Source organism: Streptomyces sp. NPDC051183 (assembly GCF_040682455.1).
Lineage (GTDB): Bacteria > Actinomycetota > Actinomycetes > Streptomycetales > Streptomycetaceae > Streptomyces.
In genome coordinates this window covers 43,391-66,885 of record NZ_JBFBBA010000022.1, presented here as the reverse complement: position 1 = coordinate 66,885, position 23,495 = coordinate 43,391, and the positions used below count along the sequence as shown (strand labels likewise).

At 71.5% G+C, this 23,495-nt stretch carries 25 protein-coding genes and 1 pseudogene; 19 read left to right on the top strand and 7 right to left on the bottom strand.

Annotated features, from left to right (window positions below; all coding sequences use genetic code 11):
- Positions 1-112 precede the first annotated feature (112 nt).
- The 3 genes from AB0M99_RS20685 to AB0M99_RS20675 all read left to right on the top strand — a co-directional run bounded on the left by AB0M99_RS20685 (position 113) and on the right by AB0M99_RS20675 (position 2,180).
- Complete coding sequence (locus AB0M99_RS20685; protein ID WP_365922383.1) at positions 113-1,213, top strand: glycoside hydrolase family 6 protein; 1,101 nt, start codon at positions 113-115, stop codon at positions 1,211-1,213.
- Positions 1,214-1,305: 92 nt separating this feature from the next.
- The gene (locus AB0M99_RS20680; RefSeq protein WP_365922381.1) at positions 1,306-1,833 is read left to right on the top strand and encodes a DUF6232 family protein; all 528 of its coding nucleotides are present in this window, start codon (positions 1,306-1,308) and stop codon (positions 1,831-1,833) included.
- Positions 1,830-2,180, top strand: a complete 351-nt coding sequence (locus AB0M99_RS20675) for a hypothetical protein (RefSeq protein ID WP_365922379.1) — start codon at positions 1,830-1,832, stop codon at positions 2,178-2,180. Before AB0M99_RS20680 ends, AB0M99_RS20675 begins: the two co-directional genes overlap by 4 nt.
- 92 nt (positions 2,181-2,272) lie before the next feature.
- Here AB0M99_RS20675 and AB0M99_RS20670 read toward each other — a convergent pair.
- Positions 2,273-2,356, bottom strand: a pseudogene (locus AB0M99_RS20670) (thiamine-binding protein); the annotation flags it as partial.
- Positions 2,357-2,411: 55 nt separating this feature from the next.
- On the opposite strand from AB0M99_RS20670, the gene AB0M99_RS20665 reads away from it, so the two are divergent.
- Entirely contained in the window at positions 2,412-2,738 is a 327-nt protein-coding gene (locus tag AB0M99_RS20665; RefSeq protein ID WP_365922378.1) for a hypothetical protein, read from the top strand.
- A 29-nt stretch (positions 2,739-2,767) separates the two neighbouring features.
- A complete protein-coding gene (locus AB0M99_RS20660; protein ID WP_365922376.1) occupies positions 2,768-3,220 on the top strand; it encodes a hypothetical protein in 453 nt (150 codons plus the stop codon).
- 5 nt (positions 3,221-3,225) lie between these two features.
- Here AB0M99_RS20660 and AB0M99_RS20655 read toward each other — a convergent pair whose 3' ends face one another.
- Positions 3,226-3,522: an MTH1187 family thiamine-binding protein gene (locus AB0M99_RS20655; protein WP_365922374.1), complete on the bottom strand. Its 297-nt coding sequence runs from the start codon at positions 3,520-3,522 to the stop codon at positions 3,226-3,228.
- Positions 3,519-3,863, bottom strand: a complete 345-nt coding sequence (locus tag AB0M99_RS20650; protein ID WP_365922372.1) for a DUF3817 domain-containing protein — start codon at positions 3,861-3,863, stop codon at positions 3,519-3,521. The genes AB0M99_RS20655 and AB0M99_RS20650 overlap by 4 nt, the downstream gene beginning before the upstream one ends.
- 181 nt (positions 3,864-4,044) lie before the next feature.
- On the opposite strand from AB0M99_RS20650, the gene AB0M99_RS20645 reads away from it, so the two are divergent.
- From AB0M99_RS20645 to AB0M99_RS20625, 5 genes are all read left to right on the top strand, one after another.
- Positions 4,045-4,683, top strand: coding sequence for an AIM24 family protein (locus tag AB0M99_RS20645; protein WP_365922370.1), 639 nt, complete (start codon positions 4,045-4,047; stop codon positions 4,681-4,683).
- Positions 4,683-5,333: an AIM24 family protein gene (locus AB0M99_RS20640; RefSeq protein ID WP_365922369.1), complete on the top strand. Its 651-nt coding sequence runs from the start codon at positions 4,683-4,685 to the stop codon at positions 5,331-5,333. Before AB0M99_RS20645 ends, AB0M99_RS20640 begins: the two co-directional genes overlap by 1 nt.
- A 14-nt stretch (positions 5,334-5,347) precedes the next feature.
- Positions 5,348-6,157, top strand: a complete 810-nt coding sequence (locus tag AB0M99_RS20635) for an AIM24 family protein (protein ID WP_365922477.1) — start codon at positions 5,348-5,350, stop codon at positions 6,155-6,157.
- A gap of 70 nt (positions 6,158-6,227) precedes the next feature.
- On the top strand, positions 6,228-6,704 hold the full coding sequence (locus AB0M99_RS20630) for a MarR family transcriptional regulator (protein WP_365922475.1): 477 nt from the start codon (positions 6,228-6,230) through the stop codon (positions 6,702-6,704).
- A 116-nt stretch (positions 6,705-6,820) separates the two neighbouring features.
- Positions 6,821-7,438, top strand: coding sequence for a PepSY domain-containing protein (locus AB0M99_RS20625; protein WP_365922367.1), 618 nt, complete (start codon positions 6,821-6,823; stop codon positions 7,436-7,438).
- A 262-nt stretch (positions 7,439-7,700) separates the two neighbouring features.
- On the opposite strand, the gene meaB is transcribed toward AB0M99_RS20625, so the two are convergent.
- Both meaB and AB0M99_RS20615 read right to left on the bottom strand, forming a co-directional pair.
- Positions 7,701-8,657, bottom strand: a complete 957-nt coding sequence (meaB, locus tag AB0M99_RS20620; protein ID WP_365922473.1) for a methylmalonyl Co-A mutase-associated GTPase MeaB — start codon at positions 8,655-8,657, stop codon at positions 7,701-7,703.
- Positions 8,658-8,708: 51 nt separating this feature from the next.
- Positions 8,709-9,911 (bottom strand): acetyl-CoA C-acetyltransferase, encoded by a 1,203-nt coding sequence (locus AB0M99_RS20615; protein WP_365922364.1) that lies wholly within the window; start codon positions 9,909-9,911, stop codon positions 8,709-8,711.
- A 137-nt stretch (positions 9,912-10,048) separates the two neighbouring features.
- On the opposite strand from AB0M99_RS20615, the gene mce reads away from it, so the two are divergent.
- From mce to AB0M99_RS20580, 7 genes are all read left to right on the top strand, one after another.
- Positions 10,049-10,477 (top strand): methylmalonyl-CoA epimerase, encoded by a 429-nt coding sequence (gene mce / locus AB0M99_RS20610; protein ID WP_365922362.1) that lies wholly within the window; start codon positions 10,049-10,051, stop codon positions 10,475-10,477.
- Between the two features lie 181 nt (positions 10,478-10,658).
- Positions 10,659-15,128, top strand: a complete 4,470-nt coding sequence (gene scy / locus AB0M99_RS20605; protein WP_365922360.1) for a polarized growth protein Scy — start codon at positions 10,659-10,661, stop codon at positions 15,126-15,128.
- Between the two features lie 195 nt (positions 15,129-15,323).
- A complete protein-coding gene (locus tag AB0M99_RS20600) occupies positions 15,324-16,262 on the top strand; it encodes a cellulose-binding protein (RefSeq protein ID WP_365922358.1) in 939 nt (312 codons plus the stop codon).
- Positions 16,263-16,391: 129 nt separating this feature from the next.
- A complete protein-coding gene (locus tag AB0M99_RS20595; protein WP_365922356.1) occupies positions 16,392-17,408 on the top strand; it encodes an ABC transporter ATP-binding protein in 1,017 nt (338 codons plus the stop codon).
- 2 nt (positions 17,409-17,410) lie between these two features.
- Complete coding sequence (locus tag AB0M99_RS20590) at positions 17,411-18,220, top strand: ABC transporter permease (RefSeq protein WP_365922354.1); 810 nt, start codon at positions 17,411-17,413, stop codon at positions 18,218-18,220.
- 134 nt (positions 18,221-18,354) lie between these two features.
- Positions 18,355-19,470: an ABC transporter ATP-binding protein gene (locus AB0M99_RS20585; RefSeq protein ID WP_365922352.1), complete on the top strand. Its 1,116-nt coding sequence runs from the start codon at positions 18,355-18,357 to the stop codon at positions 19,468-19,470.
- On the top strand, positions 19,467-20,342 hold the full coding sequence (locus AB0M99_RS20580; protein WP_365922349.1) for an ABC transporter permease: 876 nt from the start codon (positions 19,467-19,469) through the stop codon (positions 20,340-20,342). The genes AB0M99_RS20585 and AB0M99_RS20580 overlap by 4 nt, the downstream gene beginning before the upstream one ends.
- A 25-nt stretch (positions 20,343-20,367) precedes the next feature.
- Here the strand turns inward: AB0M99_RS20580 and AB0M99_RS20575 are convergent, their stop codons facing one another.
- On the bottom strand, positions 20,368-20,727 hold the full coding sequence (locus AB0M99_RS20575; protein WP_365922347.1) for an ATP/GTP-binding protein: 360 nt from the start codon (positions 20,725-20,727) through the stop codon (positions 20,368-20,370).
- A 240-nt stretch (positions 20,728-20,967) separates the two neighbouring features.
- Between AB0M99_RS20575 and AB0M99_RS20570 the strand changes: the two genes are divergently transcribed.
- Positions 20,968-22,008 carry an LLM class flavin-dependent oxidoreductase gene (locus tag AB0M99_RS20570; RefSeq protein ID WP_365922345.1) on the top strand — a complete coding sequence of 347 codons (1,041 nt, stop codon included), beginning with the start codon at positions 20,968-20,970 and terminating at the stop codon, positions 22,006-22,008.
- A gap of 127 nt (positions 22,009-22,135) precedes the next feature.
- Here the strand turns inward: AB0M99_RS20570 and AB0M99_RS20565 are convergent, their stop codons facing one another.
- Positions 22,136-22,528 (bottom strand): SCO5389 family protein, encoded by a 393-nt coding sequence (locus tag AB0M99_RS20565; protein WP_069921977.1) that lies wholly within the window; start codon positions 22,526-22,528, stop codon positions 22,136-22,138.
- 220 nt (positions 22,529-22,748) lie between these two features.
- On the opposite strand from AB0M99_RS20565, the gene nucS reads away from it, so the two are divergent.
- A complete protein-coding gene (gene nucS / locus AB0M99_RS20560) occupies positions 22,749-23,420 on the top strand; it encodes an endonuclease NucS (protein ID WP_365922343.1) in 672 nt (223 codons plus the stop codon).
- Positions 23,421-23,495: the final 75 nt, after the last annotated feature.

Sequence of the window (23,495 nt, the reverse complement as noted above, 5' to 3'; positions counted from 1 at the left end):
GGTGAGCCCCGCGGGCCCCGAGGCCCGCGGCCGGTGTCGCAGCCTCGCCCTTAATGTCGCTTATGTCACGATATCCCGGTCCGCTGCCCGACCCTTCGCCCCGAGGAGCCGGATGCCAGGCCGTCGCCACCCCGCCGCCCGCAGCCCCCGCCCCCGCCCCCGCCCCACCCCTCCCCGCACCGGCAGCCCCCTGCGCACCGCCTTCCCCGGCGCCGTCCCCGCCGCCCTCGGCCTCGCGCTGCTGCTCGCCGCCGCCCCCGCGTGCAGCCCTGCCCCGCAGGTGCGGCCGGAGTCCGCGCCGCCCAACCGGCCCGCGGCGGTCGGCCCGGTCGACGAGTCCCCGTTCTGGGTGGACCCGCAGAGCGACGCTGCCCGGCAGGTCGACGCCTGGGAGGCGCAGGGACGCAACAGCGACGCCCAGGTGCTGCGGCGGATCTCGGACCGGCCGATGGCGCTGTGGGGTCCCGCGGGCGACCCCGGCCCGGAGATCCGCCGGGCGCGGGCCGGCGCCGGGGCGGCCGGCCGGACCATGGTGCTGACCGCGTACAACATCCCGTACCGCGACTGCGGCCGGCACTCGGCGGGCGGCGCCCGGGACGCGGCCGCCTACCGCGCCTGGATCGGCGCCTTCGCCGACAACATCGCGGACCACAAGGCCGTCGTCATCCTGGAGCCGGACGCCATCGCGCACGTCGTCGACGGCTGCACCCGGGCCGACCACCACGACGAGCGCTTCCGGCTGCTGTCCGAGGCCGTCGACCGGCTCAAGCGGAACAAGAACACCAAGGTCTACCTGGACGCGGGCAACCCGGCCTGGATCCCGGACCCGGCGAAACTGGTCGGTCCGCTCTACCGGGCCGGCCTGGAGCGCGCCGACGGCTTCGCCCTCAACGTCTCCAACTTCCAGCCCAGCGAGGCCGGGCGCGCCTACGGCGCCAAGATCTCCAAGGCCGCCAAGGGCAAGCACTTCGTCATCGACACCAGCCGCAACGGCGACGGCCCGCTGGGCGGCGACCGCGGGCAGGCCTGGTGCAACCCGCCGGGCCGGTCCCTGGGCGCGCCGCCGACCGACCGGACGGGCGACCCGCTCGTGGACGCGTACCTGTGGATCAAGCGTCCGGGCGAGTCCGACGGCCCCTGCCGGGGCGGCCCGGCCGCGGGCCGTTGGTGGCCCGACTACGCCCTCGGGCTGGCCCGTCGCTCGAAGGGCTGAATCGCCGCATCCGCCTGGCCAAAACACCTTGCCGGAGGGGGAGTTGACGAGGATCCTGTGCGCTACGGGCAGTGCGTGGAGGGGGATCCGCAATGGCCAGACACGAGATCATCGATGTCCGCGTGAGTCGGCGCGTCCTGTGGATCGGCGCCGAGGCGTATCCGCTCAACAACATCGCCAGGGCGACGACCGTGCGGATCGACGCGGACCGCAAGGCGGCCATCGGACGCTTCGCCTCGACGATCGTGGCGCTGGCGGTCCTGACGGTCATCGTCCAGTGGGCGATCCAGGAGGGCCTGACGGGCGACGACGAGCAGACTTCCGTCCGCGTCGCGGTGCTCGTCCTGCTGGCCCTGGCGCTCGTCGCGATCGGCCGGCTGGTCGTGGCGCTGCTGCGCAGGACGTTCTACGCACTGGTCATCGAGACGGCGGGCAGCCCCCGTACCGCGCTCGTGAGCATCGACCGGGCCGAGGTGCACGACCTCGTCCACCGGATCATGGAATCGATCGACAACCCGCACGCCGACTTCGAGCTCAAGATCGACAACTACATCGGGCACGTCGGGGACAACGTCAACGTGTTCGGCGGACGCGGCAACACCGGGAAGGTGGGCAGATGACCGGCAACGAGGACTACCGGATCGGCCACATCGGCGACAACGTCAACGTCTACGGCGGCACCGGGAACGTCGGCCAGATCAAGAACACCTACAACGCGCCCCAGGACCCGCAGGCCGTCTTCCGCGAGATGATCAGCCTGATCCAGGTGCTCCGGGGCCAGGTCTCGGCCGCGGACCGGGCGGTCATCGACGAATCCCTGGAGACCGTCCAGGAGGGGGACGCCGCTCCCCCGGGTGCCGTGCGCCGTGCGCTCGGCTCCATCGCCGGGGTCGCCGCGGTGGTCGGCGAGGTCGGGGCGCCGGTGGTCGAGGCGGTACGCCGCTTCCTCGCCCTGCTCGGCGGCTGACCGGCCGACGGGCCAGGGCCGTACGGGTGACGGCGGACGTGCGGACGCCCCCGGCCGGGGGCGTCGCGGAAGCAGAGGAGCGGGGCCGGGGCTCAGCCGTCGGCGAGGTGGCGTTCGACCGTTTCGACCTTCGAGGTGATGCCGTCCGTCACGCCGGGGCGGACGTCGGCCTTGAGGAACTCGGAGGACGCCGCACTTGGCCCGGCGTAATACGCGTCATACAGTGTGCTTGTGGCCAAGACCAGGATCAGCATCAGCCTTGAGGAGCACCAGGCCGACCGCATCAGGCGACACGCAGAACGGGCCGGCCTGGACGTCTCCGCGTACCTCGTGCACGCGGCGACACGGCAGATGGCCGAGACCGAAGCCATAGAGGATCAATTCGCGGGCGTTGACGCCATCATCGCGGCGGCCGAGGCCGAGGCTGCTGCTCTCCGTCCGGAGACCGCTCCTCCGGCCGGAGAGTTGACCGAACAGGAGCGACGGGAGGTCGAATCCGCCCTCGACCTCGTCTACGGGCCGGATCGAGCCCGTGCCCGCCCCGGAGAGGCCGCGTGAACGCAAGGGTCCCTGTCTACGACACGGGAATGCTGATCGCTCTGGCAGACCGCAAAGCCAAGCCGGCCCACCTGCATGAAGCGCTGAAGGCCACCCCGCACCGGGCGGTGGTCCTAGGGCCGGTGCTGGCCCAGGTATGGCGCCCGCATCCGGCACTCGTGCACCGACTGGCCACCACCCTCAGAGACTGCACCGTGCCGCAGGCTCGCAGCTCGGCCCCGCCGATGCGCGATACCAGGGCGGGCCGGCCCGAGTGCATCGCCTGCGCGACGGGCTTCGACCTGGCCGACTGGCACCGAATCGGGACCGTCCTGGGGCAAGCCCGACTCCCACCGAAGAAACGGCCCGACGCGGTGGATGCCTGCGTGGCCCTGGCCGCTACGAAACACGGCAGCGCGGTGATCTTCACCAGCGACCCGGAGGACATCGCGGCTTATCTGGCCGTGCTGAATCCGCCGGATGTGCACATCCACGCCGTATGAGCGCGTCAGCCCGCCGCGAGGTGCCGTTCGACCGTTTCGACCTTCGAGGTGATGCCGTCGGTGACACCGGGGCGGATGTCGGCCTTGAGGATGAAGGAGACCCGCGGCGCGCGCGCTTCCACGGCCTCCACGGCGCGCTTCACCACGTCCATCACCTCGTCCCACTCGCCCTCGACGGTGGTGAACATGGCGTCGGTCCGGTTCGCCAGCCCCGACTCCCGTACGACGCGCACGGCGTCGGCGACGTACGCGCCGACCTCCTCTCCGACCCCCAGCGGGGTCACGGAGAACGCGACGATCATGCGCGGGCCGCCTCACGCGCCCGCGCGGCCAGGACGCTGTCCGCCTCGTCGCGCTTGAGCAGCCGGTCGCCGTACAGGCCGCCGAAGGGCACCAGCGCCAGCAGGAAGAACAGGGCGGCCTTCTTGAGCGGCCACTTGGCCTTGTTCCAGACATCCAGCAGGAAGACCGCGTAGATGACGAACAGGATCCCGTGCAGGGCGCCGAGCGGCATCATCAGGTAGTCGATGTCCGAGATCCGGCTCAGCAGCGACCCGAAGATCAGCAGGGCCGGGAACGACAGCGCCTCCGGTACGGAGATGAGGCGCAGCCGGTGCAGGGCGGAAGCGGTCTTGATGTCCACGTGGAACCTTCGGGTGGGTGCCGGGGGTCCGTTCCAGTGTCTCAGCCGGTGCGGGAGATCTTGACGCGGGTCCCGCCGGGGGCCGTTCGCACACCCCGAAGGTGCACGAACCTGCCCGAGTGTGGCGGATATCGGCCAACAGGCCCTGTTCGGGTGCGCCCACTGCCGATAACGTCATCCCGTGGCTCAGTTCCGACTCCAAGGCAGCAAGGTGCTCGCCGTCGACCTGACCGGGGACGCCGTAAAAGCGAAGAACGGCTCCATGGTCGCGTACGACGGTCAGATGGCCTTCAAGAAGATGACAGGCGGCGGCGAAGGCCTCCGCGGCATGGTGACCCGGCGCCTGACCGGCGAGCAGATGACCGTGATGGAGGTCCAGGGGCACGGCACCTGCTTCTTCGCCGACCGCGCGAGTGAGATCAATCTGGTCAATCTGCGCGGCGAGAAGCTCTACGTCGAGTCCAGCAACCTGCTGTGCACCGACGCCGGCCTGCGCACCGGCACCACCTTCACGGGCCTGCGCGGCGCGACGACCGGCAACGGGCTGTTCACGACGACCGTCGAGGGCTCGGGCCAGGCGGCGATCACGTCCGACGGCCCGGCGGTGGTGCTGCGCGTCAGCGCCCAGTACCCGCTCTCCGTCGACCCGGGCGCGTACATCGCGCACACCGGCAACCTCCAGCAGTCCTTCCAGTCCGGCGTGAACTTCCGCACGCTGATCGGCGAGGGCTCGGGCGAGGCGTTCCAGATCCGCTTCGAGGGCGAGGGCCTGGTGTACGTGCAGCCCAGCGAGCGCAACACCATCGGGGGCGACGTCTGATGCCGTTCCGCGAGATCAACTCGAAGATGGTCGAGGCCCAGGTCGTCCCGGGGCAGAAGATGTACAGCCAGCGGGGCGCGATGCTCGCGTACCGCGGCGAGGTGTCCTTCACCCCGAGCCTGACCGGCGGCCAGGGCGGGGTCATGGGCATGATCGGGCGCCGCGTGGCGAACGAGCAGACCCCGCTGATGACGGTCGAGGGCAGCGGCACCGTGATGTTCGGCCACGGCGGCCACCACATCCAGGTCATCAGCCTCACCGGCGAGACGCTGTACGTGGAGGCCGACCGGCTCCTCGCCTTCGACGGCTCCCTCCAGCAGGGCACGATGTTCATGGGCTCGCAGGGCGGGGTCATGGGCATGGTGCGCGGCCAGGTGACCGGCCAGGGCCTGTTCACCACCACCCTCAAGGGCCACGGCTCGGTCGCCGTGATGGCCCACGGCGGGGTCATCGAGCTCCCGATCACCCCGAACCGCCCGGTCCACGTGGACCCGCAGGCGTACGTGGCCCACCACGGGGACGTCCGCAACAAGCTGTCCACGGCGCTGGGCTGGCGGGACATGGTCGGGCGCGGCTCGGGCGAGGCGTTCCAGCTGGAGCTGTCCGGCCAGGGCGCGGTGTACGTACAGGCCTCGGAGGAGAAGCTGTGAACTTTGGTCCCGTGATGGGCGGACCCGGCGGCGCCGGCGGTCCAACGGTCTTCGACCCGTACACCCTGCCCTCCGACGACAACGTGAACGCGTACACCTTCTGCGTGGAGCTCAAGGGGAGCCAGTGGTTCCTGCAGAAGGGCAAGATGATCTCGTACTACGGGAGCATCGAGTTCAACGGCATCGGCCACGGCCGCTTCGACCGGCTGCTGCGCACCAGCTTCCACTCGCCGCTGCACGCGAGCGACTGGGTGGTGGCCGAGGGGCAGGGCAAGATGCTGCTCGCCGACCGGGCCTTCGACGTGAACTCGTACGACCTGGACAACGGGAACCTGACCATCCGGTCGGGGAACCTGCTGGCGTACCAGCCCTCGCTGGCGCTCAAGCAGTCGATCGTCCCGGGTTTCCTCACGCTGATCGGAACCGGCAAGTTCGTGGCGGCGTCCAACGGTCCGGTGGTGTTCATGGAACCGCCACTGCGCGTGGACCCGCAGGCACTGGTGGGATGGGCCGACTGCCCCTCCCCCTGCCACCACTACGACCACGGCTACATGTCGGGCGTGATCGGCGGACTGCGCTCGCTGACGGGCATCGGCGGCTCCTCGGGCGAGGAACACCAGTTCGAGTTCGTGGGGGCGGGCACGGTCCTGCTCCAGTCGTCGGAGATGCTGATGGCGGAGCAGGCCGTCGGCGCGGTCGGCGCCGGTGCCGCCGCGGGCAACGCGCAGGGCGTTCCGGGGGCGGGTCAGGGTCCGCTGGGGCAGCTGGGTGTGCCCCGGATGCCGGGGCAGCTGGGTGATCTCCAGCGGCGCTTCGGCCTCTAGTCCCGCTCGAATCCCGCTCGCACTTTTGTACGTAATTCAACTTCTTAGGTAGAGTTCATTCATGGAGACCATCGAGACCGAGACGGCCACGCGCTGGCTGACCGACGCCGAGCAGTGCGCGTGGCGCACCCACCTGGACGTCAGCAGACTGCTGATGCACCAGCTGGAAAAGGATCTCCAGCCCTTCGGACTCACCAACAACGACTACGAGATCCTCGTGAACCTCTCGGAGTCGGACGACCACCGGATGCGGATGAGCGATCTCGCGACCGCGACCCTGCAGTCCAAGAGCCGGCTGTCCCACCAGATCACGCGCATGGAGGCGGCCGGCCTGGTCCGCCGGGTGAACTGCGAGTCCGACCGCCGCGGCCTGTTCGCGGTGCTCACGGACGAGGGCATGGAGACCATGCGCAAGGTCGCCCCGCACCACGTGGCGTCCGTCCGCCGGCACTTCATCGACCTGCTGCCGCCGGAGGCCCTGGCGGCGCTGCGCGGCTCGCTGGGACCGGTCGCGGACCACCTGCGCGACAACCGCGGCAAGGCCTGAGCGGGATCCCTGGCCGCGCGGTCCTCGCCGGCAGCCGGGAGAATGGGCGGTAACGCTCGCTCGCCGGCCGCCCGCCGAGCAACCGCAAGCGCATGGCCGGCCCGAGGAGGTCAGCCATGAAGCGCACCCTGTACGTCTCGTCCGCGGCCGCCGCGGTCCTGCTCGTCGGCGGCCCGGTGGCCGCCGCCGGAGCGGCGGCGGCCGACGCGGGCAGAGCCCTCCCGGCGGTCTCCACGGCCGTCCGCGCCTCCGTCGACGCGGAGGGGGCCGCCGCGGCGGCACTGAAGCACTACCCCGGCGTCATCGAGTCCCTCGACAAGGACGGCTCGACCTGGCACGTGAACATCATCGGCAAGAACGGCACGTACGCCGAGGTGGAGGTCGGCTCCGACGGCAAGGCCACCACCCGGGGCACCGAACGCAACGACGACGACCGCAACGAGAACGCCGCGCTGGTCGGTGCGAAGGTCAACGCCCAGAAGGCGATCACGGCCGCCCTCGCCGCCCACCCCGGCACGGTCTGGTCGGTGAACTGGGACGACGACGACAACGACGGCAGCAGCCAGAAGCGCTACTGGGACGTGCAGATCAAGTCCGGCGACGGCCGCACGCAGAACGTCCACGTCGACCCCACCTCGGGCAAGGCCACCGTGTCCCCCTCGGACTCCGACGAGGACGAGGACGGCGACGACAGCGACCAGAACGGCAGCTACGAGAACTACGACAGCCGCTGACGGCCTGCGACAGCAGCAGAACGAGGAGCCGCACCCCCGGGGCGGGGGTGCGGCTCCTCGTACGCTTGCGGCGGTCCGGTCGGTCAGGCGTTGGGACGCTTGCCGTGGTTCGCCTTCTTCTTCTTGCGTGCTCGCTTCTTGTTGCCGCGCTTGGCCATGACGCCACTCCCTCTATCGGGGCATTCCGGGCGTTCGCCAGTCTATGGTCGACCGCCCGCACCCGCATCAGCCCCGATCCGGCCAGCGCGGGCCGGGAAGGGCCTCAGGCCTCCGTCAGCGTCGCCAGGAGCACGTCCGAGGCCGCGTACGGGTCCAGCTCGCCCGCGGCGACACGGGCCGCCAGCGCTTCGAGCCGGGCGTTCCCGTGCAGATCGGCCATCCGGGCCCGCAGGGCCGTCACCGCGATGGTCTCCACCTCGCGCGCGGCGCGCGCCGTACGCCGCTCGGCCAGCACCCCGTGCTCGTCCATCCACGCCCGGTGCTTCTCCAGCGCCTCGACGAGTTCGTCGATGCCCTTGGCCCGCGCTGCGACGGTCTTGATGATCGGCGGCCGCCAGTCCCCCGGGCCCCGGGACTCGCCCAGGCCCAGCATGTGGTTCAGCTCCCGGGCAGTGGCGTCCGCGCCGTCCCGGTCGGCCTTGTTGACGACGTAGACGTCGCCGATCTCCAGGATTCCCGCCTTCGCGGCCTGGATCCCGTCGCCCATCCCGGGAGCCAGCAGCACCACCGAGGTGTCCGCCTGCGCGGCGATCTCCACCTCGGACTGCCCGACCCCGACCGTCTCGACCAGGATCACGTCGCAGCCCGCCGCGTCCAGCACCCGGATCGCCTGCGGCGCGGACCAGGCGAGACCTCCCAGGTGGCCGCGGGTGGCCATGGAGCGGATGTAGACCCCCGGGTCGGAGGCGTGGTCCGACATCCGCACCCGGTCACCGAGCAGCGCACCGCCGGAGAACGGCGAGGACGGGTCGACGGCGAGGACGCCGACCCGCTTGCCGGCCTTGCGGTAGGCCGTCACGAGCGCGGAGGTCGAAGTCGACTTGCCGACACCCGGCGACCCCGTCAGGCCCACCACGTACGCATTGCCCGTGAGCGGGGCCAGCGCCGCCATCACCTCGCGCAACTGCGGGGACGCCCCCTCGACCAGCGAGATCAGCCGGGCCACCGCCCTCGGCCTGCCCTCACGCGCCTGGGCCACGAGCTGGGGGACGTCCACCACCGTCATGCGTGCTGCTCTCCTCGGTTCTCGTACCGCTGCTTCGACGGGTTCCTAGGCCTTGGGCACGCGGACGATCAGGGCGTCGCCCTGCCCGCCGCCGCCGCACAGCGCGGCCGCTCCGACCCCGCCGCCGCGGCGCTTGAGCTCCAGCGCCAGGTGCAGCACCACGCGGGCGCCGGACATGCCGATCGGGTGCCCCAGGGCAATGGCGCCGCCGTTGACGTTCACCTTTTCCGGGGTCACGCCGAGGTCCTTCATTGACTGCACCGCGACGGCGGCGAAGGCCTCGTTGATCTCGACGAGGTCCAGGTCGGCGACCTCCAGGCCCTCCTTCTTCAGCGCGTGCAGGATCGCGTTCGACGGCTGCGACTGGAGCGAGTTGTCCGGGCCGGCCACGTTGCCGTGGGCGCCGATCTCGGCGAGCCACTCCAGGCCCAGCTCCTCGGCCTTGGCCTTGCTCATCACGACCACGGCGGCCGCGCCGTCGCTGATCTGGGAGGAGGTGCCGGCGGTGATGGTGCCGTCCTTGGCGAAGGCCGGGCGCAGCTTGCCGAGGGACTCGGCGGTGGTCTCCGCGCGGATGCCCTCGTCCTGCGAGAAGACCACCGGCTCGCCCTTGCGCTGCGGGATCTCGACCGGGGTGATCTCGGCCTCGAAGACGCCGTTCTTCTGCGCGGCCGCGGCACGCTGGTGCGAGACGGCGGCGAACTCGTCCTGCGGGGCGCGCTCGATGCCCAGGCGGGTGTTGTGCTTCTCGGTGGACTCGCCCATCGCGATGTTCTCGAAGGCGTCGGTGAGGCCGTCGTAGGCCATCGCGTCGAGCATCTCGATGGCGCCGTACTTGTAGCCCTCGCGGGACTTCGGCAGCAGGTGCGGGGCGTTGGTCATCGACTCCTGGCCGCCCGCGACCACGATGTCGAACTCACCGGCGCGGATCAGCTGGTCGGCCAGCGCGATGGCGTCCAGGCCCGAGAGGCACACCTTGTTGATGGTGAGGGCGGGCACGTTCATCGGGATGCCGCCCTTGACCGCGGCCTGGCGGGCGGGGATCTGGCCCGCGCCGGCCTGGAGCACCTGGCCCATGATCACGTACTGCACCTGGTCGCCGGAGATCCCGGCCCGGTCCAGCGCGGACTTGATGGCGAAGCCGCCGAGGTCGGCGCCCGAGAAGGACTTCAGCGAGCCGAGCAGTCGTCCCATGGGCGTGCGGGCCCCGGCGACGATCACTGAAGTGGTGTTGTTCGATCCGGACATGAGGCACAGCCCCTTGAGGATGAGGAGTGAACGAGGGTTTACCTGAATGTACTGAGCGGTACCCGCGGCGTCACCGGGCTGTCGGTGTGATCGCTGGCACGTTGCGTGACCGCCCCTCTCGGCGGTGCACTGGTCCCATGCTGACAAGAATCGACCACATCGGGATCGCCTGCTTCGACCTGGACAAGACCGTCGAGTTCTACCGTGCCACGTACGGCTTCGAGGTGTTCCACTCCGAGGTCAACGAGGAGCAGGGCGTGCGCGAGGCCATGCTCAAGATCAACGAGACCTCCGACGGCGGCGCCTCCTACCTCCAGCTCCTGGAGCCCACCCGCGAGGACTCCACGGTGGCCAAGTGGCTGGCCAAGAACGGCGAGGGCGTCCACCACATCGCCTTCGGCACCGAGGACGTCCTCGGCGACTCGGAGGCCATCCGCGGCAAGGGCGTCCGCGTGCTCTACGACCAGCCCCGCACGGGCTCCATGGGCTCCCGGATCACCTTCCTGCACCCCAAGGACTGCGGCGGAGTCCTCACCGAACTCGTCACCTCCAACCCTGACCACTGATGCCCCGATTCCCCGGCCGGTAGAGTGGCCATGGCTCGGCCGGGGATCGGTGCGGAGACGGGGTCGGGGCCTGTGATCCCTGCCCCGGTATCTGACACCATTCCCCGGGGGCGTCGTTCAGCGGGCGAGCGATGCTCAATTGGGAGTGAGCTTGCGACCAGGGGACGGATGGGACCGCGCTGTGCGGGGCTACGAAAGCCAGGAGAGCCATCAGGCTGAGGCCGACCATCTCTCGCGCTTCGAGGCCGAGATGGAGCGGCTGAAGAAGGAGCGCGGGAAGGCCGTCCAGCACGCCGAGGACCTGGGATACCAGGTCGAGGTGCTGCGCGCCAAGCTCCACGAGGTACGCCGCAATCTGGCGTCCCGGCCCGCCTACGACAGCGCGGACATGGGCTATCAGGCGGAGCAGCTGCTCCGCAATGCCCAGATCCAGGCCGACCAGATGCGCTCCGACGCCGAGCGCGAGCTGCGCGACGTCCGGGCGCAGACCCAGCGGATCCTCCAGGAGCACGCCGAGCACCAGGCGCGCCTGCAGGCCGAGCTGCACGCCGAGGCCGTCAACCGCCGCCAGCGCCTGGACCAGGAGCTGAGCGAGCGCCGCCAGACCGTCGAGGCGCACGTCAACGAGAACGTCGCGTGGGCCGAGCAGCTTCGGGCCCGTACGGAGTCCCAGGCCCGCCGGCTCATGGAGGAGTCCCGCGCCGAGGCCGAGCAGTCGCTGAACGCCGCCCGCGCCGAGGCCGCGCGGGTCGCCGAGGAGACCCGGCGCCGGATGGCCGCCGACACGGAGGCCGCCCGGGCGGAGACCGAGGCCACCCTGCTGCGCGCCCGCAAGGAGGCCGAGCGGCTGCTGACCGCCGCCTCCGCGCAGGCCCAGGAGGCCACCGAGCACGCGGAGCGGCTGCGCTCGTCCACCAGCGCCGAGGCCGAGCAGACCCGGCAGCAGACGATGGACCTCGGCCGGGTGGCCGAGCAGCGCGCCCAGGAGGCCGAGGGAGCGCTGCGAGAAGCCCGCGCGGCCGCCGAGAAGGTGCTGGCGGAGGCCAAGGAGAGCGCCGCACGGCAGCTGGCCTCGGCGGAGTCCGTCAACGAGCAGCGCACCCGTACCGCCAAGGAGCAGGTGGCCCGGCTGGTCGGCGAGGCCACCAAGGAGACCGAGGTCCTCAAGGCCGAGGCCGAGCAGGCGCTGGCCGACGCCCGCGCCCAGGCGGAGCGGCTGCGCACCGAGGCCGGTGAGGCGGCCCGTACGGCGGCCGCCGAGGACACCGCGGCGCAGCTGGCGAAGGCCGCCCGCACGGCCGAGGACGTACTGAACAAGGCCTCGGAGGACGCCCGGGCCACCACGAAGGCCGCGTCCGAGGAGGCCGAGCGGATCCGCCGCGAGGCCGAGGCCGAGGCCGACCGGCTGCGCCTGCAGGCGGCGACCACGGCGGACGAGCTCAAGGGCGCGGCGAAGGACGACACCGAGGAGTACCGGGCCCGGACCGTCGAGCTCCAGGAGGAGGCCCGGCGGCTGCGCGGCGAGGCCGAGCAGCTGCGCGCGGAGGCCGTCGCCGAGGGCGAGCGGATCCGCGGCGAGGCCCGCCGCGAGGCGGTCCAGCAGATCGAGGAGGCGGCCCGGACCGCCGAGGAACTGCTCGGCAAGGCCAAGGCGGACGCGGACGAGCTGCGCGGCGGGGCGACCGCCGAGAGCGAGCGCGTGCGCGCCGAGGCCGTGGAACGGGCCACGACCCTGCGCAAGCAGGCCGAGGAGACCCTGGAGCGGACCCGCGCCGAGGCGGAGCGGCTGCGCGCCGAGGCCGAGGAGCGGGCGGAGACCGTCGGGGCCGAGGCGGACGCCGCCGCGGCGGTGCGGCGCGAGGAGACCGAGCAGGCGGTGGCCGCGCGGCGCGCGGAGGCCGACGAGGAGCTCGTACGCCTGCACACGGAGGCGGAGGCCCGGCTGACCACGGCCGAGCAGACGCTGCGCGACGCCCGTACGGCGGCGGAGAACATCCGCAAGGAGACCGCCGAGGAGAACGACCGGCTGCGTGCCGAGTCGGCGGAACGGATCCGCACCCTCCAGACGCAGTCGGAGGCCGAGGCCGACCAGCTGCGCGGGGACGCGGCGGACGACGCCGGCCGGGTCCGCGCGGAGGCCGAGCAGGTCGCGCTGCGGCTGCGCGAGGAGTCCGAGGCCGAGGCCGAGCGGGTGCGCTCGGAGGCCAAGGAGACCGCCGACCGGCTGCGCGCGGAGGCGAAGGCCGCCGCGGAGCGGGTCGCCGAGGAGGCCGCGGAGGCGCTGGCCGCCGCCCAGGAGGAGGCCGCCCGGCGCCGTCGGGAGTCCGAGGAGACCCTGGCTTCGGCGCGCACGGACGCGGACAGCGAGCGGGCCCAGGCCCGCGAGCAGAGCGAGGAACTGCTGGCGCAGGCCCGCAAGCGCTCGGAGGAGGCGCAGGCCGAGGCGGCCCGCCTGACCGAGGAGGCGGAGCAGCGCGCGTCGGAGCTGGTCACGGCGGCCGAGGCCACCGCCCAGCAGGTACGGGACTCCGTGGCGGGTCTGCACGAGCAGGCCGAGGAGGAGGTCGCCGGGCTGCGCAGCGCCGCCGAGCACGCGGCGGAGCGTACGCGGACCGAGGCCGGGGAAGAGGCCGAGCGGGTCCGTACCGACGCCCACGCGGAGCGGGAGCGGGCCGACGAGGACGCCAACCGGATCCGCACCGAGGCGCGGGCCGAGACGGACGCGGCGAAGGCGCTCGCGGAGCGGACGGTCGGCGAGGCCATCGCCGAGGCCGAGCAGCTGCGCGCCGACACCGCGGAGTACGCGCAGCGGGTGCGCACGGAGGCCACGGACGCACTGGCGGCGTCCGAGCGGGACGCGGCCCGGACCCGCGCGGACGCCCGGGACGACGCGAACCGCATCCGCGGCGAGGCGGCGGAGGCCCTGGAGTCCTCCCGCGCCGAGGGCGGGCGGATCGTCGCGGAGGCGACGGCGGAGGCGGAGCGGCTGACGGCCGAGGCCCTGGCGGCCGCGGACGCGACGCGCGCCGAGGCCGCGGGCACGCTGGACGAGGCCCGCGCCGACGCGAACCGGCTGCGTACCGAGGCGGCCGAGCAGGCCGACCGGCTCACGTCGGAGGCCCTCTCCGAGGCGGAACGCCTCACCGAGGAGACCCGCGCGGCGAACGCGGCGACGGTCGGCGACGCCGCCGCCGAGGCCGACCGGCTCATCGCGCAGGCGGCCGAGACCCTGGAGGACGCCCGCACCGAGGGCGCCCGCCTGATCGGCGAGGCCACCGCCGAGACCGAGCGGATGACGGTCGAGACCCAGGCGGCCAACGACCGTACGGTCGGCGAGGCGAACGAGCGGGCCGAGGCCCTGCGGGCCGTGGCCGAGCGGCTCCTGGAGGACGCCCGGGCCGACGGCGGCCGGATCATCGGCGAGGCCACCGCGGAGGCGGAGCGCGTCACGGTCGCGGCCAACGAGACCCTGGCGAGCGCCGAGCGGGAGTCCGAGCAGACCCTGGACGAGGCGCGTGCCGAGGGCAACCGGCTGCGTACGGAGGCGGCCGAGCAGGCGGACCGGCTCATCACGGAGGCCTCGTCCGAAGCGGCGAAGCTCACCGAGCAGACCCGCAAGGACAACGAGCGCACGGTCGGCGAGGCCGCGACGGAGGCCGAGCGGCTGCGTACGGAGGCGGCGGAGGCGCTGTCCTCGGCGCAGGAGCACGCGACCCGTACCCGGTCCGAGGCCGAGCGGGTCAAGGCGGAGGCGGCGAACGAGGCCGAGCGCACCCGCGCCGAGGCCCGTACGGAGTCGGAGCGGCTGCTGGACGAGGCCCGCGAGGAGGCCAACAAGCGCCGCAGCGAGGCCGCGGAGCAGGTGGACCGGCTCATCACGGAGGCTTCCTCGGAGGCCGAGAAGCTGACGTCCGACGCGCAGAAGCAGGCCCTGGCCGCCACCACGGCGGCCGAGGAGCAGGCCGACGCGATGGTCGACGCGGCGCGCAAGGAGGCCGCGCGGATCACCTCGGAGGCGACCGTGGAGGGCAACTCCATGGTGGAGAAGGCCCGCACGGACGCGGACGAGCTGCTCGTCGGCGCGCGCACGGACGCCGCCGCCATAAGGGAGCGGGCGGAGGAACTGCGCGGCCGGGTCGAGTCGGAGGTCGAGGAGCTGCACGAGCGGGCCCGCCGGGAGTCTGCCGAGCAGATGAAGTCGGCCGGCGAGCGCGTGGACAAGCTGGTCCGGGCGGCGACCGAGCAGAGCGTCGAGGCCGAGGCGAAGGCCAAGGAGCTGGTGTCGGACGCGAGCAGCGAGGCGAGCAAGGTCCGGATCGCCGCGGTGCGCAAGGCGGAGGCGCTGCTCAAGGAGGCCGAGCAGAAGAAGGCCGAGCTGGTCAGGGAGGCCGAGAGCGCGCTCACCCAGGCCAAGGCGGAGGCCGAACGGCTCGTCGAGGAGGGCCGCCGCGAGCTGGAGGTCCTGGTGCGCAGGCGCGAGGACATTCAGGCGGAGATCTCCCGTGTCCAGGACGTTCTTGAGGCGTTGGAATCATTCGAGGCGCCTTCGGGTGGCGCGAAGCCCACGGTCGGCGGCCAGGGCGCGGGGGGCGTGAAGGCCGGCGCGACAGCGGGTTCCACTCGATCGGGTGGCAAGACGTCAGAGGGGTAGTCGGCGCACACAAATGTGTGCTCCTGATGGAGGTTCAGGCGAACGAGTGACAAGCATTCTGACGCCTTGCCACTCAAAAGGGGTGTCATTGTCCAGATCAAACGCGGATTGACTCGATGACACGCCGCCCTGGCGCCTAGGATTCCCCTTAACACCTCACGCAGTACCTCATCGGTCTCATTCGACAGGAACCCCATGAGCGACCCTTCCTCCCCCTTCGGCTTCGAGCTCGTGCGGCGCGGTTACGACCGCGGTCAGGTGGACGACCGCATTACCAAGCTGGTCTCCGACCGTGACAGCGCCCTCGGACGCATCAACTCTCTGGAAAAGCGGATCGAGGAGTTGCACCTCGAGACGCAGAACGCCCAGGCCCAGGTGAGCGACGCCGAGCCGTCGTACGCCGGCCTCGGCGCCCGGGTCGAGAAGATCCTGCGGCTCGCCGAGGAGGAGGCGAAGGACCTGCGCGAGGAGGCCCGTCGCGCGGCCGAGCAGCACCGTGAGCTCGCCGAGTCGGCTGCCCAGCAGGTCCGCAACGACGCCGAGTCGTTCGCTGCCGACCGGAAGTCGACGGCCGAGGACGAGGGCGTCCGCATCGTCGAGAAGGCCAAGGGCGATGCCTCGGCCCTGCGCGCCGAGGCCCAGAAGGACGCGGCCTCCAAGCGCGAGGAGGCCGACGCGCTGTTCGAGGAGACCCGCGCGAAGGCCGCCCAGGCCGCCGCGGACTTCGAGACCAACCTGGCCAAGCGCCGCGAGCAGTCCGAGCGGGACCTGGCCTCGCGTCAGGCCAAGGCCGAGAAGCGCCTCGCGGAGATCGAGCACCGCGCGGAGCAGCTGCGCCTGGAGGCGGAGAAGCTCCGTACGGACGCCGAGCGCCGCGCCCGCCAGACCGTGGAGACCGCGCAGCGCCAGGCCGAGGACATCGTGGCCGACGCCAACGCCAAGGCCGACCGGATCCGCAGCGAGTCCGAGCGCGAGCTGGCGGCGCTCACCAACCGCCGCGACTCGATCAACGCGCAGCTGACGAACGTCCGCGAGATGCTGGCGACGCTCACCGGTGCGGCCGTCGCGGCGGCCAACCCGATCGTGGACGACGAGCCGGTCACCCGCGGCGTCCCGGCGCAGCAGAGCCGCTAGTACGTAGGCGCAGTACGTACACGCCGTACGCACGGGCAGTACGCACGCGCCGTACGTACATATGACCGAGGGCCCCGCGCCACCTCCGTGAGGTGGCGAGGGGCCCTCGGTCGTTCTAGCGTGAGCGGCATGATCGAGCTTGAGGGCCTCACCAAGCGATTCGGCGCGAAGACCGCCGTGGACGACCTCAGCTTCAAGGTCAGACCGGGGGTGGTGACCGGATTCCTCGGCCCCAACGGGGCGGGGAAGTCCACGACCATGCGCATGATGCTGGACCTCGACAACCCGACCAGCGGCACGGTCCGGATCGACGGGAAGCACTACCGGGACCTGCCCGAGCCACTGAAGTACATCGGTGCGCTGCTCGACGCGAAGGCCATGAACGGCGGTCGCAGCGCCTACAACAACCTTCTCTGCCTGGCCCAGTCGAACCGGATCCCGGAGCGCCGGGTCTCCGAGGTGCTGGACCTGGTCGGTCTGACGGCCGTCACGCGGAAGAAGTCGAAAGGATTTTCGCTCGGTATGGGGCAGCGGCTGGGAATCGCCTCCGCGCTGCTCGGCGATCCGGAAATCCTGATGTTCGACGAACCCGTCAATGGTCTGGACCCGGAAGGAATTCTGTGGATCAGAAATCTTATGAAGGGGCTGGCGGCCGAAGGGAGGACGATCTTCGTATCCTCCCACCTGATGAGCGAAATGGCGCTGACCGCAGACCATTTGGTCGTCATCGGACAGGGAAGGCTGCTGGCGGACCTGTCAATGGCCGATTTCATCCAGCAGAACTCGCGTAGTTACGTCCGGCTGCGCTCCCCGCAGCAGGAGCGGCTCAAGGACGTCCTGCACCAGGCCGGGGTCGACGCCATCAGCGTCCCCGCCACCGGCACGCTGGAGATCGACGGGGTGCCCGCGGAGCGGCTCGGCGAGCTCGCCGCCCAGCACCAGATCGTGCTGCACGAACTCAGCCCGCAGCGGGCCTCACTGGAGGAAGCGTTCATGCGCATGACGGCGGACTCCGTCGAGTACCACGCCCACGCCCCGGGGGTTCCGGGCGTCCCCGCGGGGACGGCCTCCGACAATCCGGCCCGGCCGGCCGACGTACCAGCGTGGGGCGCCGGCTTCGAGGCGACGCGCAAGGGCGGCGAGTGACCGTGGCCTCTTCTTCCGCCCCCTCCTCCGCCTCCTCCTCCCTCCCCGCCATCCTGAAGTCCGAGTGGACCAAGATCCGCTCGGTCGCCTCGACCACCTGGACCCTGGTCGCCGCCTTCGTCGTCACGGTCGGCATCGGCGCCGCCCTGTCCGCGTTCGTCAACAGCAGCTTCCAGGACATGGAGCCCGCGGAGCAGGCCACCTTCGACCCGACGCTGGTCAGCTTCTCCGGGATGACCCTCGGTCAGCTCGCGATGATCGTCTTCGGCGTCCTCGTCGTCGGCACCGAGTACAGCTCGGGCATGATCCGCACCTCGCTGGCCGCCGTGCCGCGCCGCGGCAGCTTCCTGTTCGGCAAGCTCTCCGTCGCCACCGGCCTCGCGCTGGCCGTGGGTCTGATCACAAGCTTCCTGTCCTTCTTCCTCGGCCAGGCCATCCTGGGCGGCCGCAGCATCGGCATCGGCGAGCCGAACGTGCTGCGCGCGGTGATCGGGGCCGGCCTCTACATGGCGCTGATCGCCCTCTTCTCCATGGGCGTGGCCACCATGCTGCGCAGCTCGATGCTCGCGCTCGGCATCCTGATGCCGTTCTTCTTCCTGATCTCGAACATCCTCGGCCTGGTCAGCGCCACCAAGAAGGTCGCGCAGTACTTCCCCGACCAGGCCGGATCCAAGATCATGCAGGTCGTCCCCGGGGCCATGGGCAGCGCCCCGGTGCCCTACGGGCCCTGGGGCGGGCTCGGGATCATGGTCCTGTGGGTGGCCGCCGCGGTACTCGGGGGCTACGTCGTCCTCAGGAAGAGGGACGCCTGAGGTACTACGGGGCATCCCCGGGTCGGCCTCAGGGGTAGGTCAGGGATAACGGACGGGACGGAACCAGATGCGTCTGGATATCCTCTAAACCCTTACAGGACGAAAGCCGTCCCAGCCTGCTGAGGGGCAGCATCATGATCGAGGCAGTCGGCCTGACCAAGCGCTTCGGCGCGAAGACCGCCGTCGACCAGCTGTCCTTCCAGGTCAAGCCGGGTCACGTCACGGGATTCCTGGGGCCCAACGGCTCCGGGAAGTCCACCACCATGCGCATGATCGTCGGACTCGACAGGCCCACTTCCGGCCAGGTCACGATCAACGGCACCCCGTTCCGGGACCTGCCGAACGCCCAGCGGCAGGTCGGCGCCCTGCTCGACGCCAAGGCCATGCACGGCGGCCGCCGGGCCCGGACCCACCTGCTCTCCGTCGCCCAGCTCTCCGGGATCCCCGAGAAGCGGGTGGACGAGGTCCTCGGCGTCGTCGGCCTCCAGGACGTGGCCCGGCAGCGCACGAAGGGCTTCTCGCTCGGCATGGGCCAGCGGCTGGGCATCGCCGCCGCGCTGCTCGGCGACCCGCAGGTGCTGCTGTTCGACGAGCCGATCAACGGCCTGGACCCCGAGGGCATCCTCTGGGTCCGCAACCTCATGCGCCAGCTCGCCGCCGAGGGCCGCACCGTCTTCGTCTCCTCGCACCTGATGAGCGAGATGGCGCTGACCGCCGACCACCTGATCGTGATCGGCCGGGGCCGGCTGCTCGCCGACATGGGCACCCAGGACTTCATCACCCACAACTCGGCCGGATTCGCCCGGGTCCGCGCGGCCGACACCGACCCGGCCGGGTGGGACACGCTGGGTGTGGTCCTCACCAAGGCGGGCGGCCGCGTGCTCAGGGAGCCCGACGGCGCGCTGCGGGTGACCGGGCTGGAGCTGCCGCGCATCTCTGACCTGGCCCACGAGGCCGGCGTACGGCTGTGGGAGCTCTCACCGCACCGGGCCTCGCTGGAGGAGGCGTACATGCGGATGACCCAGTCCTCCGTCGAGTTCACCTCCACCGAGGACCCGCGCGCCGAGCTCTGGGAGCCGGAGCCGCTGACCGTCCCCGAGTGGGAGGAGGAGGTCCCGGCCCCGGCGGTCCCGCAGACGGGCTTCTACGCGCCTCCGCCGCCCGGGTCGGGCGGAGCGCCGTTCCTGATGCCGAGCGATCCGAGCCGGCTCGCCGGAGCCGCCAAGAACAACCCCGAGGACCCCCGATGACCGCCGCCCCGAACACGACCGGCCGGGCCGCCGTGCCCGCGGAGCGGCCGGATCCTGCCGTCTACACCTCGTCGGTGCCGGCCACGCGGCCGCACCTGGGCCACGCGATGGCCTCGGAGTGGACCAAGCTGACGTCGGTGCGCTCCACGGTCGGGACCCTCGCCTCGCTCGTCGTCATCATCGTCGGCATCGGGATCCTCTTCATCACCCAGACGAGGTCCGACAACTACGTGCAGATGCCGTTCACCGCGCCGGCCCTCTTCGGCCTGCTGGTCGGGCAGCTGTCGGTGATGGCCCTCGGTGTTCTGATGATGAGCTCGGAGTACGGCACCGGCCTGGTCCGCACGACCTTCACCGCCGCCCCCGACCGGTACCGGGTGCTGACCGCGAAGTACCTGGTCTTCGGCATCACCACGTTCCTGGCCACCGCGGGGTCCGTCTACCTGGTCGGACTGGCCGCGATGCTCGTGCACGGCGGGACCGCCGCCGGGCCGCACCCGGGCAGCGCATGGCTGTACGCGCTGCTCGGCAGCTTCTACGTCACCCTGCTCGGCGTGCTCGCGGTCGCCGTCGGGGCACTCGTGCGGCACTCCGCCGGGGCCGTCGCGGTGATGCTCGGCGTGGTCACGCTGCCGCCCCTGATCGGGGGGATACTCGGCGTCTGGGAGGCCTCCGCCGGGGTCGGGCGCGTGCTGCTGGAGTACAACGCGCCCGTGGCCCTGATGCAGGTCTTCGGCATGCCGGACGTGAACACCGGCCCGACGTCCTTGTTCGGGCTGCCCGGCAACGCGACCCATCTGGCCGTGATCCTGCTGGCCACGGGAGCCGCGGTCGCCGGCTCGTACGTCGTGACCGGCCGCCGGGACGTGTAGTCGTCCAGACGTCTGCACGACCGTCTCAGTATTTCGGGGCGTTACGGGACCGCTGCACCTTGGAGGTGCGGCGGTCCTTCGCGTTCCAGCAGGCCTTGTGCCAGTGCCGCCGGTCGTCCACGCCGCCGTACTCCGGCCAGGCCACCAGGTGCGGGGTCCCGGAGGGGATCTCCTGGTCGCAGCCCGGGCAGCGGTAGCGCTTGCCCGCCGCGCTCGCGCCCGCCACGTGCCGGACCTTCCACTCCTCGCCGAGGTACTCCTCGGTGCGCTCCAGCCCGAACCGGTCCAGGCCCCCCGAACCCGCTCCCGAACCGGAGCCCGAGCCCTGGTCCGAACGGTCGGCTGGATTCCCGCCGCCCCTGGGGCGGTTGTGGCGCGGTGACACGTATACCTCACGAATGGGCGGACGGCAGTGACTTTCTCCCAGACTACGCGCAGCGAGGCGGGGTACCCGCAGGGTGGCCGGTAGAGGGTGGCCGGTCCCGGACGGTTGGCCTGACAATCCCAATAACTTTCGTGTCAGGCCGTGCCTTTGGCACGTGTCAGACGTTGTTGCCATCAGACGTTGTTGTCATCAAACCGGTCCACCTGGGGGAGGCCGCGTCAGCTGCGAGGAGGCAAAGCGATGCGCGTAGGAGCGTTTGTACTGGCGGCCCAGTTCCCGGGTCAGGGACAGGGAGAGCCGCTGCACCGGGCGGTGCGGACCGCCGAGGTGGCCGAGGAGGCCGGGCTCGACTCGGTCTGGCTCGCCGAGCACCACTTCGTGCCGTACGGGGTCTGCCCGTCGGCGGTGACCCTGGCGGCCCTGCTGCTCGGGCGGACCCGGCGGCTGCGGGTGGGCACGGCGGTGAGCGTGCTGCCGAGCACGCATCCGGTGGCCCTCGGCGAGCAGGCCGCACTGCTGCACGTCACCTCGGGCGGCCGGTTCACCCTGGGGGTGGGCCGCGGTGGGCCGTGGGTGGACCTGGAGGTGTTCGGAGGCGGGCTCGACGCGTACGAGACCGGTTTTCCGGAGGACCTCGACCTGCTGCGGCGCTGGCTGACCGAGCCGCGGGTGGCGGCGGCCGGCGGGCGGCACGGCTTCCGCGAGGTGGCCGTCGTACCGCGTCCGGCGGAGGCGCTGGACGGGGACGGAACAGGGCCGGAAGTGATCGTCGCGTGCACCTCCCCGGCGTCGGTGCGGCTGGCCGCGGAGCGGGGGCTGCCGATGCTGCTGGGCATGCACTGCGGGGACGAGGACAAGGCGGAGATGGTCGCGCTGTGGCGGCGTACGGCGCTGGCGGCGGGCCACGCGCGGCGGTTCGTACGGGAAGCGGGCCATGTGTCGGCCGGGGTGTGCCAGCTGGCGGACCGTACGGCGGACGCCCGGGAGACCCTGCTGAAGTCGATGCCGGGCTGGCTCAAGCAGGGACTGGACGCGCATGTGACGGTCGACGGCCGCAAGCGCGCGATGCGCGACCCGGTCGCGTACACGGAGCTGCTGTGCGATCTGCACCCCGTGGGCACGCCGGAGCTGGCGGCGGACCGGCTGGCGGCCACGTCGGAGCGTACGGGCATCACGCGGTTCGCCCTGTTGACGGAGGGCTCCGGCGATCTCGCCGCGACGGAGGAGAACGTACGACGCCTCGGCGCCGAGGTCCTGCCCCGGCTGGGCCGGGGCGTGTGACCAAGGCTGCCGCTCCGGTATCTGTGGCACCTCCCGCGATACGGAGCGGCAGCGAAGTACGGTCGTACGGTTGGGGTGGTGCGGTTGCGGTCGTGCGGTTGCGGGTGGTGCGGTCGTGCAGGTGGTTCTAGCAGTCCCGCAGTTCCGGCGACTGGTTGAGCAGCTGGCCGCGGATCGAAGTGAACTTGGCCAGCCGGTCGTCCACCGAGGAATCCAGCGGGAACACCGCGACACGGTGGCAGTTCTGGAATGCCAGGCGCACTCCGAAGTGCCGCTGCAGCGCACCGCGTATCGCGTCACTCGCGAGAGCGCGCAGCAGCTGTCCGCGCGCCTGCTCGTCGGGCGGCGGCGTCTGGTTGTCGGCGAACTGGCCGCCGTCCACCTTCAGCTGGGCCACCAGCGAGCTGATCATCTCCCATGCGTAGGGCAGGGAGGTCCGGACGCAGTCGACGAAAGCGGCTTCGTCGACCTCGCCTCGCTCGGCCTGTTCGAGTAGGGCCGGTGAGACGTCGAGCGACATGGGTTCTCCTCTCGCGACTCCGGCAGATTGGGTTGCCGGAGTCTTACGGGCAGGGAAGGAGGCCGCGACGCAGTGTGCACGCTCGGCAACCTCCAGCTATCCACGGTAGGCGCCCGGTGGGTACCGCACCAGGAGAATGCGCATACAACGCGCCATCGGCGAACGGGGCTTTCGGGGGCGAATCGCGTGCAGGGCCGTCGGTCGAGTAGCGTTGCCGACCATGCGTCTCGTCATTGCCCGCTGCTCCGTCGACTACGCGGGCCGGCTCACCGCCCATCTGCCCTCGGCACCCCGTCTGATCCTCGTGAAGGCCGACGGCAGTGTCTCGATCCACGCGGACGACAGGGCGTACAAACCGCTCAACTGGATGTCGCCGCCGTGCACCCTCAAGGAGGGGAGCGGTGACGAGGCCGGCGTCTGGACGGTCGTCAACAAGGCGGGCGAGAAGCTCATCATCACCATGGAGGAAGTCCTGCACGACTCCTCCCACGAGCTGGGCATCGACCCGGGCCTGATCAAGGACGGCGTGGAGGCCCACCTCCAGGAGCTCCTGGCGGACCGGATCGACACCCTGGGCGAGGGCTACACCCTGATCCGCCGCGAGTACATGACGGCGATCGGGCCCGTGGACATCCTGTGCCGGGACGCGTCGGGCGCGACGGTCGCCATCGAGATCAAGCGGCGCGGGGAGATCGACGGCGTCGAGCAGCTCACGCGCTACCTGGAGCTGCTGAACCGCGATCCGCATCTGGCGCCGGTGCGGGGTGTTTTTGCGGCGCAGGAGATCAAGCCGCAGGCGCGTGTTCTGGCGACCGACCGGGGTATGGACTGCGTGGTGCTGGACTACGACGCCCTTCGCGGCATCGAGGACGACAAGCTCCGCCTGTTCTGACGCGCCCCTCTTCTTTGACGCGCCCCTCGCACCGCTGCGCGGAGCGGTCCCCTACCCGCCCTTCCACCGTTCCCC